We start from the raw sequence: 14,556 nt of genomic DNA, 5'->3' as shown, positions 1-14,556 counted from the left end.
CTGCGGCTCCTCATCCTTCTCTCCCTCATCCTGGCCATGGCCGGCCTGCAATGGCGCCAGCCCGTCGAAGGAGTGAATGTCATCTTCCTTCTGGACCGCTCCGACAGTGTGCCCGCCACGCAACAAGACGCCGCCCGCCGCTATGTCAATGAAGCCGCTGCGGCCCGCCAAAAAAATGACCGCCTGGGGCTGGTGGTCTTTGCCAGCGAAGCCGCCCTTGAACTCACCGCCTCAGATAAATGGGACCCCAACCAGACCAAGGTCCTGGCCGTCCTCAATCCAGACCGCACCGACCTCGCCGCCGCCATCCGCCTCGGTGCCGCCGCCTTCCCCGAGCACGGCCAAAAACGCCTGGTCATCGCCTCCGACGGCAACGAGAATGTGGGCGACGCCCTCGCGGCCGTCATGAGTGTCCGCCCGTTGGGCGTCACGGTGGACGTCATTCCCCTGGGCACCCAGCGCGGCCACGATGCCGCCGTGCAACGGCTGGGCCTGCCCGCGCGCATCAAAGAGGGACAAACTTTCGACGCCAAAATTTTCATCACCGCAGACGCCCCCCGCGCTGGTCTCCTCCGCTTTTATCGCAACGAAGAATATCTGGGGGAAGCCCCGGTGCAGCTCGAAACCGGCAAAAACCTCTACTCCTTTCCGCAAAAACTCGAGCAACCCGGCTTTTACAGCTATCGGGTGGTGCTGGAAGTGGAAAATGACCAGGTCCCCCAAAACAATCGCGCCACCGCCTTTGTCCATGTCCGGGGGCGCCCCCGCATTTTGCTCGCTTCCCACAAGCCCGAGGAGGACCAGCCCCTGCGCGAATCCCTGCTCGCCGCCGATTTTGAAGTGCGCCATACCACCGTGAATGGCTTGCCGGATTCCCTGATGGAATGGCAAAGTTATGAGACCATTTTCCTCAGCAACATCGCCGCCGGCGAAATCGGCCTCGACCGCCTCCGACTGCTGGAGAGCGCCGTCCGCGACCTCGGCGTGGGCCTGGTGTGCATCGGCGGCGACCAGGCCTATGCCGCCGGCAGCTATCGTGGCACCCCGCTGGAGACCATCCTGCCGGTCAACATGGAATTGGACAGCAAGAAAGTCCTGCCCAAGGGCGCGCTGGTCCTCCTCATGCACGGCATGGAATTTTCCGGGGCCAATCAAACCGCCCGCCAGACCGCCCTTGCCGCCCTGGATAACCTCGGCCCCCGCGATGAAATGGGCGTCCTCCTCTGGGACGGCTCCGAACGCTGGCTTTTCCCCTTGCAAGAAGTGGGCGATAAACGCGAAATGGGTCGCGCCATCGCCGGCATGAACCAGGGAGATTTGCCCAGCTTCCAAAACCTGATGATGCAGGCCTACTCCGCCCTCAAAGCCTCCAAGGCCAGCCTCAAGCACATTATCGTGTTTAGCGATGGCGACCCCGCCCCGCCCTCCGATGAACTGATGAATAACATCATCAACGAACGCATCACCGTCAGCGCGGTCATGATTGGAGGGCACGTGATGCCCGACACCATGCTGCGCATGGCCAACCTGGGCGGCGGCCGCTTCTACGAAGTGCCCGTCAACCAGGCCAGCGCATTACCCGACATCTTCATCAAGGAATCAGCCGTCATCCTCAAGTCCGCCATTATCGAAGAACCGTTCAAACCCCGCCTGGTGGCCGCCAGTGAAATCCTCCGCGGCATACCGGCCACCGAATACCCCGCCCTCCAAGGCTATGTGGGCACCACTCCCAAGGACCGGGCCGAAACCCCCCTGCACACCGACAAAGGCGACCCCTTGCTGGCCCATTGGCAGTTTGGTCTGGGACGCACCGTAGCCTTCACTTCCGATGCCAAAGCCCGGTGGGCCCGCGATTGGCTGGGCTGGGAGCGTTACCGCCAATTTTGGTCCCAAGTGGCTCAATGGAGCCTTCGCCGCCTGGAAAATGCCGATTTCACCGCCGACATCACCCTCGAAAAAGGCCAGGGACATCTTGCCGTGGAAGCCGTGGACGAACAGGGAAATTACCGCAACTTCCTCGCCTTGCGGGCCTTGGTCATCAGCCCCCGCGGCGAACGCCAGTCCGTCGCCCTGGAACAAACCGGCCCCGGGCGGTACGAAGCCCAATTCCCCACCCGTGAAGTGGGCGCCTACACCGTTCACCTCATGGAACTGAGCGCCGGCCAGCCCCGTGGCTCCCTAGTCCTGGGCGCCAGCGTGAATTACTCCCCCGAATTTGCCGAAACCGCCCCCAACCTCCCCCTGCTCCGCCGCCTGGCCGAATATGGCGGCGGCAAAATCCTCGACCCGCGCCAACCCGCCGACAACCCCTTCGTGCATGACCGCCAGCGCACCTATCAACCCGTGGATTGGTATGAATGGCTCCTGCGCCTCGCCATTGTCCTTTTTGTCGCCGACGTCGGCGTGCGCCGCATCCAAATTGACCGCGAAGAATGGCTGAAAGCCACCGCCACCTTGCGCCGCTGGCTCTTCTTTTGGCAACCTCAAGCCAAACCTACCCCGGCGGATGAATCACTGGCCGCCTTGCTGGCCCGGCGCGGCGCCGTGCGCGCCCGCACCACTTCCGCCCCAGCCACGGCTCCCTCCCCCACCCCTCCGGCCACGCCCCGGCCCGAGTTATTTCAAGCCAAAACACCCCAGGCCCCCATGCCGGCCACCACCCCAACCCGGCCACCTCCCCCGGCAGCGCCTCCGGAGCCACCGGACAAGCCACCCACGCCTGCGGCCCCCACCTCTGTTACGGAACGTCTCCTCGAAGCCAAACGCCGCGCCCAGCGCAAAAAGTCATAGCATCCCCTGTCCCTGCAGGTAGTCCCGCAAGGCCGCCAGCGCCTGCGCCCGATGACTGATGCGATTTTTGACCTCCTCCCCCAGCTCCGCAAAAGTCTGCTCATGACCCACCGGGTAAAACAACGGGTCATACCCAAAACCATGCTCGCCCCGTGGCGCAAAACCAATCCGCCCCTCGCACTTGCCGGTGAATACCCGGATTTCGCCCAACCCGCTCTCCCGACTCAACGGCGCCAGGGCCAGGGCGCAGCGGAATCGAGCCGTGCGCTGCTCCCAAGGCACCGCCGCCAGCAAGCGCAAGAGTTTGGCGTTATTGTCCGCATCCGGCGTATTGTCCAGCGACGCCGCCCGACCCGTCGTGTCGTCCACCGCCGCAAACCGCGCCGAAGCCACACCCGGCGCCCCGCCCAGCGCGTCCACCTCCAACCCCGAATCATCCGCCAACGCAAACCACGGGCCGTCGGGCGGCAAATGCCGCCGTCCTTCGCCCAACAACCAGGCCGCCAGCGCCACAGCTTTCTTCGCGGCATTGCCCTCAAATGTCGCCGCATCCTCCACCGCCGCCGGCGCGCCCGGCAGCACCGCCAAATCCCGCACCGAGGCCGCCGTCCCCAAAATAGCCGCCATCTCCTGCGCCTTATGCCGGTTGCGCGTGGCCACAAACAACGTCATCATCCCCCCACCCTGCCATAACTTTTCTGCCCCTGACAATCTCTTTGCCAGATTTGGCCCCCTGGCCGCCTTGCCCACCTCATGCCGAGGGCCAACAGCATGGGCCCCGGCATCAAGATTACGCGCCGGGCCGCAGGAAAAATACTTGCAACGCCAGCTTGACGGAGCTTCGGAAAACCTTCACCGTCCAACTTGGGTAGCATTGCATTCCATGTCTTCATGAAAATACCTTTCACCGCAAGGGGCCTGCTAACCCTGGCGTGGGTTGCCATGGGTTGGTTGGGCACGGCGCAGCTTCCGGCTCAATGCCAGAACGGCGGTTTCGAGGAGCCAGCCATTCCTGCGCCCTACCGCGTCTTCTCCGCTGGCCAGACCCTCTCCGGCTGGGTGGTGGAAAGTGGCACGGTGGAAATCGTTGGCCCTTATTGGCAGGCCGCCGAGGGTGCCCAATCGCTGGACCTTAATGGCATCTTTGAACAAATTGGCACGATTTATCAGGATGTGCCCACCGTTCCCGGTGAATCCTATCGCCTCCGCTTCGCCCTGTCGGGTAATCCCGAGGGCGGCCCCAACAACAAAACCTTGCAAGTCCATTGGCAGAACCAACTGCTGGCTGACCTGACCTTCGACACCACCGGATTCAGCAAGACCAACATGGGCTGGCGTTATCATGAGTTTGTGGTGACCGCCACCGGCTCGGTCACGCGCCTGAAATTTCAAAGCACCTGCTCTTCGTTTTGTGGGCCGGTGTTGGACGACATTTCGGTGCTCTCCTTGACGGCCACCAACCCACCCCCACCCCCGCCCCCTCATCCGTCGGGAAATTGGGGGTTTGAGACCCCTTCTGGAATCGGCATTTACCAGTTCTTCGTGGCCGGTGAAAATCTTGCGGGCTGGACCATCGAAAACGGAACGGTCGAAATCGTTGGCCCTTACTGGCAGGCGGCTGAAGGCAGTCAATCCTTGGACTTAAATGGCATCTTTGAGCACATCGGCACCATCTACAAAGACCTCCAAACCACGCCGGGAGCCCTCTATCGCCTCCGCTTCGCCCTGTCGGGCAACCCCGAAGGCGGCCCCCCCATCAAAACCATGAAGGTATTCTGGCAGGGCGAATTATTGGAAGAGCTGGCCTTCGACACCTCCGGTTTCAGCAAGACCAACATGGGCTGGCGCTACCATGAATACACCCTCACCGCCACCGGCTCGGTCACGCGCCTGAAATTTCAAAGCACCTGCCCTTCGTTTTGTGGGCCGGTGTTGGACGACATTTCGGTGACCGTGCCCGGCCACGGCACCCCCTTGATGCCAGCCTCCACCCCCGCTCCGCAGTCACCTCCCCCGGCAGTGATGCTGACCCAGCCCGCTGCGGCATCCCCCGCCGCCCCGCTTTTGCGGATTTATGGAGTCACCGGTGAGGTTTATCGCATCGAAGCCGCCGAAGACCCGGTGAATGGCCCTTGGATTACCTTGACCAATCTGGTGCTGCAATCCAGCCCCCTGCTGTGGACTGACCCGGCAGGAATGACAGCACCCCGACGCTTCTATCGCGCGGTCTTGGTGCGGTAAGCCGGGGCTCGGGGAGGGACAAGGCAACTTTGGTAGCGCGTATGGGAATCGAACCCATCTTTCGGCCTTGAGAGGGCCGCGTCCTGAACCGATAGACGAACGCGCCACCCGCGACCTGACGCCGGTTAGCATAGGCACGGAGCGGGGTTTGTCAACCCCTCTCCGCTCTATTCCGCCGCCGGGCCAACCATCACATTGTTCAAATCCCGGCCATCGGCGGTGCGCAGGCGCACCACCCCGGCCCACTCTCCACCGCCCTGGGTGATTTTGACCAGCATGGCATTTACGCCTTTCACCAGCCGAACTTTTTTCTTGTCCTGCCCGGGCGTGCAGGGGCGCGTGGCGTTGTTCGCGTGCACCACCTTGCCGTTGAGCCAGACTTTGATGCCGTCATCGCTGCCCATCTCCAGCAGGATTTCCTGCTCCTGCTCCGAAACAATCAGCGTCTTCAGATAAGCCACGCGGTCATTGCCGCCACGCAAAAGTTTGTCCAGGGCCACCACGCCGTTGCGTGCGGCGGTGACGGGCCGCCATTCCGCCTGGCCGCCGGTCTGTTCCGGCGGAAACACCTCCTCAAACAACGCTGCGCCGTCCTTGCCCTCCTTCACATACGGCCCGGACAACAGCCACGAAAGCACAAAACCATCCGGCGACATCCCGGCGTTTTCAATGGCCTTGAGCGCCTGCGCCGCCTGCTGCTTGAGCGCCTCCGGCAGGTTTTGGGCCTGCACCTGTTCAAGCGCCGCCAGCGCCTGTTTGGGATAGACCGCCCCCATTTGCCGGGCCAGCCGGATGATGGAAGCCCACGCCTCCTGCTGGAGCGCAGCATCCTTGCTCGCAGACTGCAAGGTTTCCAACGCCGCCGGCAGAGGTAATTCCGCCAAAATGGTCAGCGCACGTTTCTTTTCCTCCGGACGGCGGGCATTTTCCAAAACCCCGCGCAGCAAATCCACCCGCCCGGCCATGGGCAGCTCTTCCATTTCCGCCAGGCGCAGACAGCCGTCGCGCAGCGCCACCACGTTCAGGTTGGCGTCCGCGGCGTTTCGGGCCAGATTCAACAAATGCGGTCCCGCCGAAAGGTCCGGCCACGCCACCAGCGCCTCCGTGGCGGCCTTGGCCACCGTGGCGTTGGGATGCTTCATGGCGCTCACCACCGCCTGCAGCGCCTCCCCGCCGCCGGTGTAAATCAGCAGTCGCAGCAGCGCCGCCTGGGCCTCCGGCGCAGGGCCGCTTTGCAGCACCGGCAATATGGCTGACGCCAGCGCCGGCTTGTCCGCGCTGCGCCGGCAAATGGCTGCAATCGCCGATTCCGCCGCCTGCCGCACCTCGTTTTGCGTGGCCGTGGCCACCAGGGACGCCAGGTCCTTCACATTTTCCGCCCGGCCAATCACCCCCAAGGCCCGCACGCCGCGCACCGCCAGCGCCGGGTCTGGATTCTTCATGATGCGCAGCAACCCCGGCACCGCGGCCTCCGTGCGGCGCTGCGCCAGCGCGTCCACGGCCACCGCGCCAATCGCTGGCGCACTGGTCTCCACCAGCTTCAAGAGGGCCTCATCCACCCCGGGTTTGCCCAGCCGTTGCAGGGCGCGTTTGGCCGCATCGGCGGCCGGCCCCGTGCCGGCAGCGCGCTCGGCCAGCAGCGGCACATCCGCCGCCGTCCCGTGGCGGGCCAGGCAATCCAGAGCCGCGGCGCGCACGGCTTCGTCGCCTGTGGTGGAAACCACCTTGAGCAGCCCTTCTCGGGCCGGAACGTCCGGCAAATCATTGAGCCAGCCCAGCAACAACAACTGGCCGGCGGAGGGAAGCTGCGGCAGCTCACCCGCCACCGCGGCCTGCATGGGACGATTCTTCGAGTCAGCAAAACCGGCTATCGCCCCCTCGCGCCGGGCCGCATCATCGCTTTGCAAACTTTGCACCACCCAGCGCGCGGCCTCCGTGGCCGGCAACACCTCCACCATGCCTTTGGCCGCCGCCACGCGCAGCGCGCGCGGCTGGCTGGCCACGAGGTACTTCTCCAAAATGCCGCGGGCCAATTTCGCGTTGCCGGTGGCGGCCAGCCGGGCGGCAGCCTCCATTTCCGCGCGGCCCAAAGCCCGGCTCAAGGCCGGGGTTACTGTGGCCGAAGCCAGCACTTTGGCGGCGGCCGGCGTGCCAATTTGCCCCAAAGCCGCCAGCGCCGTCTCGGCCACCCAGGGATCCGGATCATGGACATACCGCGCCACCACCTCCACCGCCTGCGGGTCGCGCCGTACGCCAATCGAACCCAGAATGCCCGCGCGCAACCTGGCCTCCACCTTGGGCAGGGCCGTTCTCAATGCCGCGCCCGCTTCCGGGGCCGCCAGCGGCTCCAAGGCCATGCGGGCGGGGTGGGACAAATCAGCGTCCGTGAGCAGCTCCGCCAATGCCGGCACACACTTGGCCGACCCCACCACGCCCAGATAGCGGCATACATAACGCTTGGCGTCCTTGGACGTTTCCGGCGCCTTCAATATGGCAATCAACCGGGCTTCCAGGGCCGGGTAATCGGCGGGAGCTGTTTTGCGCATCAGCTCCTCCACCCGGGCCAGCGACTCGCGGCTCTGACCAAAGCTCCACTTCGCCAGCCCGTCCAGCGGATCCGCAGGCGCCTGGGCCGCAGCGCTGGCCGCGCAAAACACTGCCAATACAAGGGAAAATGCTTTTTTCATAAGGAGTTTCAGGGAAAGGGTTCTCATCGTTCCTCCGCACGCCTCACACAATGATATTCCACGGTTCGCGTTTGGCGCGGCCCAGCAGCGCGTTGGCCGAAGGGTCATTCAGGAATTCTTCCTTGGCCGGGTCCCACCGCAGTTTGCGGCCCAGCGTAATCGCGATTACGCACAAATGGCCAATGCTGGCGGAACGATGCGCCACCTCCGCCGGCGTGATGGTCTGGCGCCGGGAAATCACGCAGTCAATGAAGTTGCCAATGTGGTTCTGCGAACGGTAAAGATTGATTTCATCCGGCCGGATGCGCTCCTTCCGCAGCTCCTTGGGCTGCGTATCAAAGCCCCCCCGGTCCACCCACACCCACCCCTCGGTGCCAATCCACTTGGCGCCCATCCGATGATTGCCCTCCGCATTCTGCACAATCATCTTCACCCCGTTGGCATAAGTGCACTCTATCCGGTACCGCGTCGCCGCATCCCAGATGCCCACTTTGGGAAATTCCGCGTGAATGGGATTAATCTCCACCGGCCCCGTGTATTCCGTGCCCAATCCCCACTGGGCAATGTCCCCATGATGCCCAATCCAGTCCATCAACTGGCCCCCGCCGTAATCCATTTGCCAACGCCAGTTCCAATGCGTCCGATCCCGCGAATACGGCGCCCACGGCGAAGGCCCGCACCAGAAATCATAATCCAAATCCGGCGGCGGGTCCGTGAAAGGCGCCGTCCCGCCCGCCCCGCCCGTGGGCAAACCCACCTCCACCGTGTGCACCTTCCCAATCCGCCCGTTGCGCACCAGCTCGCAGGCAAAGCGAAAATCTCCCGTCGAACGCTGCCACGAACCCGTCTGCCAGATGCGCCCGTAACGCTCAATGGCCGTCACCATCGCGCGCCCCTCCTTCAAATCATGGCTGAACGGCTTCTCCCCGTAGATGTCTTTCCCCGCCTTCGCCGCCATGATTGCCGGAATCGCATGCCAATGATCCGGCGTCGCCAGCGAAATGACATCTATGTCATCCCGCGCAATCAGCTCCCGGAAATCCTTGTAGGCCGCGCAATCCTGGTTGCCATACTGATTGTTGACCCGCCGCTGCTCCCGCTCCCGATGGCCGCGATCCACATCGCACACCGCCAGCACCCGGCACCGGCGGTCGCCCAAAAAACCGCCCAAATTGCCGGAGCCCATCCCCCCCACCCCAATGGCGCCCACGGTGATTTTGTTGCTGGGAGCATCCGCCCCCAAAACCCGGGACGGAATGATATCAGGCAATGCCGCCGCCGCGCCCGTCAGGGCCAGCCCCCTGAGAAAGCGCCGGCGATTCACTCGCAAGGTGGTTTTCATGGCGGCATACTGCGCAGCGCCGCCGCCGCTGTAAAGCCCGAATACCAGCCCCACCGCCCCGCCGCGCGCCGCCACAAAAAAATCTCGCCCGCTCCCCCTCGCCCGCGCTACGCTGGGGGCGTGGCAGAACCACCCGACCAACCAAACCACGAGGCCCCCTCGCCTGCCACTGCGGGGCCGGCGCCAACTCCACCGCCGGCCGGCGCAGACCCCTCCCTTCTGCCCGCCGGTTCCGACCTCTCCGGCGCCAGGGCCCGCATGTTTTTTTCCCTCGGCCTCCTCGCCGCCCTCGGCCTGGTGATTACCGCCGGCATCCTCCTGCTCGTCTATCGCCAAAACCAGGAGCGCCGCCGCCTCGAATTCGCCAAACTCGCCGATGACCGCGCCCAGGCCGTGCAACTGGCGGCCAATGGCTGCGTCGAAGTCCTCAACGCCATGGCCGACCTCTACGCCGCCAGCCAGCGCGTCGAGCCCGAGGAATTCCGCCACTTCGCCACCCGCGCCATGCAGCGCCACCCCGAGACCGTCTATCTGGCCTGGCTGCCCCGCATCACCCACGCTCAGCGCCAGAGCATCGAGCGCCTGCCCCCGCGTCTCAACCGCGGCTTCCGCATCCTCCAACTCAACACCAACGGCCTGCCGGTCACCGCCGAAGTCAGGCCCGAATACTTCCCCGTTTTCTACATCGAGCCTTTCTGGGAAAACCGTTTCCTCCGCGGCCTCGACCACTACGCCGAACCCTCCCGCCGCGCCGCCATGGAACTGGCTCGCGACACCGACACTCCCGTCGCCACCCCCTGGATTCGCCTCGCCCAACGCGAAACCGATGCCGCCGCCGATTTCGGCGTCTTCCTCTACCAGGCCGTCTATACCAACGACCTCCCCGCCGAAACCGTCGCCCAGCGCCGCCAAAACCTCGCCGGCTACCTCGCCGCCGTCGTCACCGTCGAAGGCCTCGTCCGCCGCGCCTTGCCGGCCGGTGCCCTGAAAAATGTGGAGGTCTTCCTCGGCGACGAATCCTCCGAAGACGGCGCCCCCATGACCATCCACTTCACCCCCCAAGGATGGGATGTCCGCCGCCAGCCCCTCGACGAAATCAAACGCCTCCGCCGCGGCGCCATTGCTTGGGAAGGCGCCGTGGACCTCGCCGGCCGCCCCTGGGCCGTGCTGTGCTATCCCACCCGCCACTTCAACGCCGCTTACCGCTCCTGGAGCCTCTGGGGCATCCTCCTCGCTGGCCTGCTCTTCACCGGCTTCCTCGTCAACTACCAGCGCCTCATCATGCAACGCGCCAGTTACGTCGAACAACTGGTCAACCAGCGCACCCGCGAACTCAAAGAAGAAATCGCCAGCCGCGCCCGCCTCGAAGAAGAGCTGCAGCGCGAACGCGACCTCTTCCACACCCTCCTCGACAACCTCCCCGACCGCATCTACTTCAAAGACACCCAAAGCCGCTTCCTCCGCATCAACCGCGCCCTCGCCGACCTCTTCGGCCTCCAACACCCCCGCGAGGCCGTCGGCAAAAGCGACTTCGACTTCTTCACCATCGAACACGCCCGCCCCGCCTTTGAAGATGAACAGGAAATCATCCGCACCGGCCAGCCCCTCATCGGCCGCATCGAACTCGAAACCCTCCCCGACGGCAAAAAATGCTGGGCCCACACCACCAAAATGCCCTTCCGCGACAAGCAGGGCCGCATCATCGGCACCTTCGGCATCTCCCGCGACATCACCTCCCTGCGCGAAATGACCGAACAACTCAAAAAAGCCAACGCCGACCTCCAACGCTCCCATGAAGAACTGAAAGCCGCCCAGATGCAGCTCATCCAGGCCGAGAAAATGCAATCCGTCGGCCGCCTCGCCGCCGGCGTCGCCCACGAAGTCAAAAACCCCCTCGCCATCCTCGGCATGGGCCTGGACTACCTCGCCAGCTCTGTGGACCAAAACGACCCCACCCTCCGCCTCGTCGTCGAAGACATGCGCCAGGCCATCCGCCGCGCCGACAACATCATCCTCGGCCTCCTCGACTTCTCCAAACCCGGCGACCTGGAACTCAAGCCAGTCCGCCTCAACGACATCATCCAGCAAGCCCTCGCCCTCACCAAACACGAACAAGTCGGCGCCTTCGTCCAGGTCGAAACCCACCTCGCCCCCGACCTCCCCCCCATCACCGGCGATGCCCGCAAACTCTCCCAGGTCTTCGTCAACCTCTTCCTCAACGCCTGTCAGGCCATGCAATCCGGCGGCACCCTCACCGTCCGCACCCACGTCCGCTCCCTCGACGCCGATGAAGTCCGCCTCGAAGTCGGCAGCCGCGAAGCCCTCCGCTTCCACGCCGGCCAGCCCGTCGTCGAAGCCCTCGTGGACGACACCGGCCCCGGCATCCCCCCCGACAAACTCCACCGCATCTTTGACCCCTTCTTCACCACCAAACCCACCGGCCAGGGCACCGGCCTCGGCCTCACCGTCAGCCGCCAGATTATGGAATGGCACGGCGGCCGCATCCAAATCCTCAACCGCCCCGAAGGCGGCGCCCGCGCCATCCTCTGGTTCCCCATCCAGGAAAGCTCCCCCACCTCCCCGCCCCCCACCCCACCGGACATCCCCCCACCCCACTAAACCCCGCCCCTCCAGCCCCGAAGTCCCCCACTGGCGCGCTTATGACTCTGAACTCACGCGAAGCCGCGAAGAACGCAAAGGTAATGAATGCAGAAGAAGTTTCAGCGGTAATCGTTGATGCGACCTCCCATGCCCACAAACAACGGCTCACCCGCCTTCCTCTGCTGGGCCTCTCCCGCGGGCTGCTGATCAACTTTGGTGCTCCCACCTTCAAGGACGGCTGCCGGCGCATCGTCAATCATCACCCCTCCTTCGCGTCTTCGCGTCTTCGCGTGAACCAACCCCCAGCAGAAATCCCATAAACCAACCACCCCCCAAACCAAAGTCCCCCACTGGTACGCTCATGACTATGAACTCACACGACAATTTTGGTTCCCCCACCTTCAAAGACGGCTGTCGGCGCATCATCAATCACCACCCCTCCTTCGCGTCTTCGCGTGAACCAATCCCCAGCAGAAATCCCATAAATCCCCCTCCAAACCAAAGTCCCCCACTGGTACACTCATGACTATGAACTCACACGACAATTTTGGTTCCCCCACCTTCAAAGACGGCTGCCGGCGCATCGTCAATCACCACACCTCCTTCGCGTCTTCGCGTCTTCGCGTGAACCAACCCCCCGCAGAATTCCCATAAATCACCCACCCCCCAAACCAAACTCCCCCACTGGTACGCTCATGACTATGAACTCACGCGAAGCCGCGAAGAACGCAAAGACAATGAATGCAGAAGAAATTTCAGCCGTGGTCGTGGATGCGGCCTTTCATATTCACAAGGAACTGGGGCCGGGCCTGCTGGAATCGGTTTACGAGGCAGTCCTGGCGCGCGCCTTGGAGCGGAGGGGCTTGGCCGTCCAACGCCAGAAGTCCGTGGCCTTCGAGTATGACGGGATGCGCTTTGAGGAAGGTTTGCGGGTTGACCTGTTGGTGAACGAAGTGTTGGTCATCGAGCTGAAATCGGTCGAAACGCTCGCCCCAGTGCATTCAAAGCAACTGCTGACCTATCTTCGTCTGCTGGGCCTCTCTCTGGGCCTGCTGATCAATTTTGCTGCCCCCACCTTCAAAGACGGCTGCCGACGCATCAACAATCATCACCCCTCCTTCACGTCTTCGCGTCTTCGCGTGAACCAACCCCCAGCAGAATTCCCATAAATCACCCACCCCCCAAACCAAAGTCCCCCACTGGTACGCTCATGACTATGAACTCACGCGAAGCCGCGAAGAACGCAAAGATAATGAATGCAGAAGAAGTTTCAGCGGTAATCTTGATGCGACCTCCCATGCCCACAAACAACGGCTCACCCGCCTTCCTCTACTGGGCCTCTCTCTGGGGCTGCTGATCAATTTTGGTGCCCTCACCTTCAAGGACGGCTGTCGGCGCATCATCAATCATCACCCCTCCTTCACGTCTTCGCGTCTTCGCGTGAACCAACCCCAGCAGAAATCCCATAAATCACCCCCAAACCAAAGTCACCCACTAGTACACTCATGACTATGAACTCACGCGAAGCCGCGAAGAACGCAAAGACAAAGAATGCAGAAGAAATTTCAGCGGTAATCTTGATGCGACCTCCCATGCCTACAAACAACGGCTCACCCGCCTTCCTCTGCTGGGCCTTTCGCTGGGGCTGCTGATCAACTTTGGTGCTCCTCACCTTCAAAGACGGCTGCCGACGCATCGTCAATCATCACCCCTCCTTCGCGTCTTCGCGTCTTCGCGTGAACCAAACCCCTGCACAACCTGAATTCAACCTCACTAAAACCCCTCCCGCGCCCATGCCCTGCTATGGTTGAACTGGCAAGCGACTCTTGCTGCCATGTTCGCGAGCCACATATTACCATCCCCCACAGCGCCCACCTTTCAGCCAGAGGACGGCATGTGCCAAAACACGCGGCACGGGCATGATTGACGGCAAGCGGCTCAGCGTCTAAGGTGTGGGCCAACAAATACATTAATTACACATGACCATGAAAATCTCCCGCCGCAACGCTTTGAACCGGGCCGCTGGCGCCGCCCTGCTGGCTGCCGCCGCGCCCGCCGTCCTGCCCGTCTCCGCCGCTGACGCCCCCGCCAAACTCAAGGGCAACATCCGGCACTCCGTCTCCAAGTGGTGCTATGGCAAAATCCCGCTGGAGGAGTTCTGCGTGGCAGTCAAGGCCATGGGCATTGAGTCCGTGGAGCTGCTCGGGGAAAACGAGTGGCCCACTGTGGTGAAACACGGCCTGACCTGCGCCATGTGCAACGGCCCGGACAGCATCGGCTACGGGTGGAATCGCGTGGAGCACCACGACAAGTTGCTGGCCGGTTTCGAGCAGGCCATTCCCAAAGTGGCCCAGTACGGCTTCCCCAACATCATCACCTTCTCCGGCAACCGCGTGGGCAAGAATTACAAGGTCTCCGACGAGGAAGGCCTGGAGAACTGCGTGAAGGGCTTGAAGCGCCTCATGCCCATTGCCGAAAAGCACAAGGTCACCGTGGTGCTGGAGCTGCTAAACAGCAAGGTGAACCACAAGGACTACATGGCCGACCATTCCGCCTGGGGCGTGGAATTGTGCAAGCGGGTGGGGTCGGAGCGGCTGAAGCTGCTCTATGACATCTACCACATGCAAATCATGGAGGGCGACATCATCCGCACCATCCAGACCCATCACCAGTATTTCGCCCATTACCACACCGGCGGCAACCCGGGCCGCAATGAAATTGACGAGACCCAGGAGCTGAATTATCCGGCCATCATGAAGGCCATTGTGGCCACGGGCTACAAGGGCTTTGTGGGCCAGGAATTTGTGCCCAAGCGCGAGCCGCTGGCCTCGCTGCGGCAGGCCATCCAAATCTGCGACGTCTAGGCTCCCGCCCGGCCGGGGCGCGCGGCTTTGA

General features: G+C 63.2%; 9 protein-coding genes and 1 tRNA gene. 6 read left to right on the top strand and 4 right to left on the bottom strand.

The window, feature by feature from the left end:
• Positions 1-36: 36 nt before the first annotated feature.
• The gene (locus tag NXS98_RS17755; protein ID WP_283846398.1) at positions 37-2,790 is read left to right on the top strand and encodes a glutamine amidotransferase; all 2,754 of its coding nucleotides are present in this window, start codon (positions 37-39) and stop codon (positions 2,788-2,790) included.
• Here the strand turns inward: NXS98_RS17755 and NXS98_RS17750 are convergent.
• A complete protein-coding gene (locus tag NXS98_RS17750) occupies positions 2,785-3,465 on the bottom strand; it encodes a non-canonical purine NTP pyrophosphatase (protein ID WP_343214120.1) in 681 nt (226 codons plus the stop codon). The genes NXS98_RS17755 and NXS98_RS17750 overlap by 6 nt on opposite strands.
• Positions 3,466-3,732: 267 nt before the next feature.
• Between NXS98_RS17750 and NXS98_RS17745 the strand changes: the two genes are divergently transcribed.
• Positions 3,733-5,031 (top strand): choice-of-anchor C family protein, encoded by a 1,299-nt coding sequence (locus NXS98_RS17745; RefSeq protein ID WP_283846397.1) that lies wholly within the window; start codon positions 3,733-3,735, stop codon positions 5,029-5,031.
• A gap of 30 nt (positions 5,032-5,061) precedes the next feature.
• Here NXS98_RS17745 and NXS98_RS17740 read toward each other — a convergent pair.
• The 3 genes from NXS98_RS17740 to NXS98_RS17730 all read right to left on the bottom strand — a co-directional run bounded on the left by NXS98_RS17740 (position 5,062) and on the right by NXS98_RS17730 (position 9,135).
• A tRNA-Glu gene (locus NXS98_RS17740) sits at positions 5,062-5,137 on the bottom strand.
• Positions 5,138-5,198: 61 nt separating this feature from the next.
• Positions 5,199-7,718, bottom strand: coding sequence for a HEAT repeat domain-containing protein (locus NXS98_RS17735; RefSeq protein WP_283846396.1), 2,520 nt, complete (start codon positions 7,716-7,718; stop codon positions 5,199-5,201).
• A gap of 43 nt (positions 7,719-7,761) precedes the next feature.
• Positions 7,762-9,135, bottom strand: a complete 1,374-nt coding sequence (locus tag NXS98_RS17730; RefSeq protein WP_283846395.1) for a Gfo/Idh/MocA family protein — start codon at positions 9,133-9,135, stop codon at positions 7,762-7,764.
• Between the two features lie 45 nt (positions 9,136-9,180).
• On the opposite strand from NXS98_RS17730, the gene NXS98_RS17725 reads away from it, so the two are divergent.
• The 4 genes from NXS98_RS17725 (at position 9,181) to NXS98_RS17710 (ending at position 14,525) form a co-directional block, all read left to right on the top strand.
• The gene (locus tag NXS98_RS17725; protein ID WP_283846394.1) at positions 9,181-11,679 is read left to right on the top strand and encodes a CHASE domain-containing protein; all 2,499 of its coding nucleotides are present in this window, start codon (positions 9,181-9,183) and stop codon (positions 11,677-11,679) included.
• A gap of 83 nt (positions 11,680-11,762) precedes the next feature.
• A complete protein-coding gene (locus NXS98_RS17720) occupies positions 11,763-11,981 on the top strand; it encodes a GxxExxY protein (protein WP_283846393.1) in 219 nt (72 codons plus the stop codon).
• A 381-nt stretch (positions 11,982-12,362) separates the two neighbouring features.
• Positions 12,363-12,830 carry a GxxExxY protein gene (locus NXS98_RS17715; RefSeq protein WP_283846392.1) on the top strand — a complete coding sequence of 156 codons (468 nt, stop codon included), beginning with the start codon at positions 12,363-12,365 and terminating at the stop codon, positions 12,828-12,830.
• 810 nt (positions 12,831-13,640) lie between these two features.
• Positions 13,641-14,525 (top strand): hydroxypyruvate isomerase family protein, encoded by an 885-nt coding sequence (locus NXS98_RS17710; protein WP_283846391.1) that lies wholly within the window; start codon positions 13,641-13,643, stop codon positions 14,523-14,525.
• The last annotated feature ends 31 nt before the right edge of the window (positions 14,526-14,556 follow it).

This window comes from Fontisphaera persica (genome assembly GCF_024832785.1).
Taxonomy (GTDB): Bacteria; Verrucomicrobiota; Verrucomicrobiia; order Limisphaerales; family Fontisphaeraceae; genus Fontisphaera; species Fontisphaera persica.
The sequence above is the reverse complement of the archived record's forward strand: the minus strand, read 5'-3'. Positions and strand labels throughout refer to the sequence as shown.

Coding starts and splice junctions, on each gene's coding strand:
- NXS98_RS17720 (WP_283846393.1), top strand. CDS start 11,763: ATGAATGCAGAAGAAGTTTCAGCGGTAATCGTTGATGCGACCTCCCAT.
- NXS98_RS17745 (WP_283846397.1), top strand. CDS start 3,733: ATGGGTTGGTTGGGCACGGCGCAGCTTCCGGCTCAATGCCAGAACGGC.
- NXS98_RS17715 (WP_283846392.1), top strand. CDS start 12,363: ATGAACTCACGCGAAGCCGCGAAGAACGCAAAGACAATGAATGCAGAA.
- NXS98_RS17755 (WP_283846398.1), top strand. CDS start 37: ATGGCCGGCCTGCAATGGCGCCAGCCCGTCGAAGGAGTGAATGTCATC.
- NXS98_RS17710 (WP_283846391.1), top strand. CDS start 13,641: ATGACCATGAAAATCTCCCGCCGCAACGCTTTGAACCGGGCCGCTGGC.
- NXS98_RS17735 (WP_283846396.1), bottom strand. CDS start 7,718: ATGAAAAAAGCATTTTCCCTTGTATTGGCAGTGTTTTGCGCGGCCAGC.
- NXS98_RS17750 (WP_343214120.1), bottom strand. CDS start 3,465: ATGATGACGTTGTTTGTGGCCACGCGCAACCGGCATAAGGCGCAGGAG.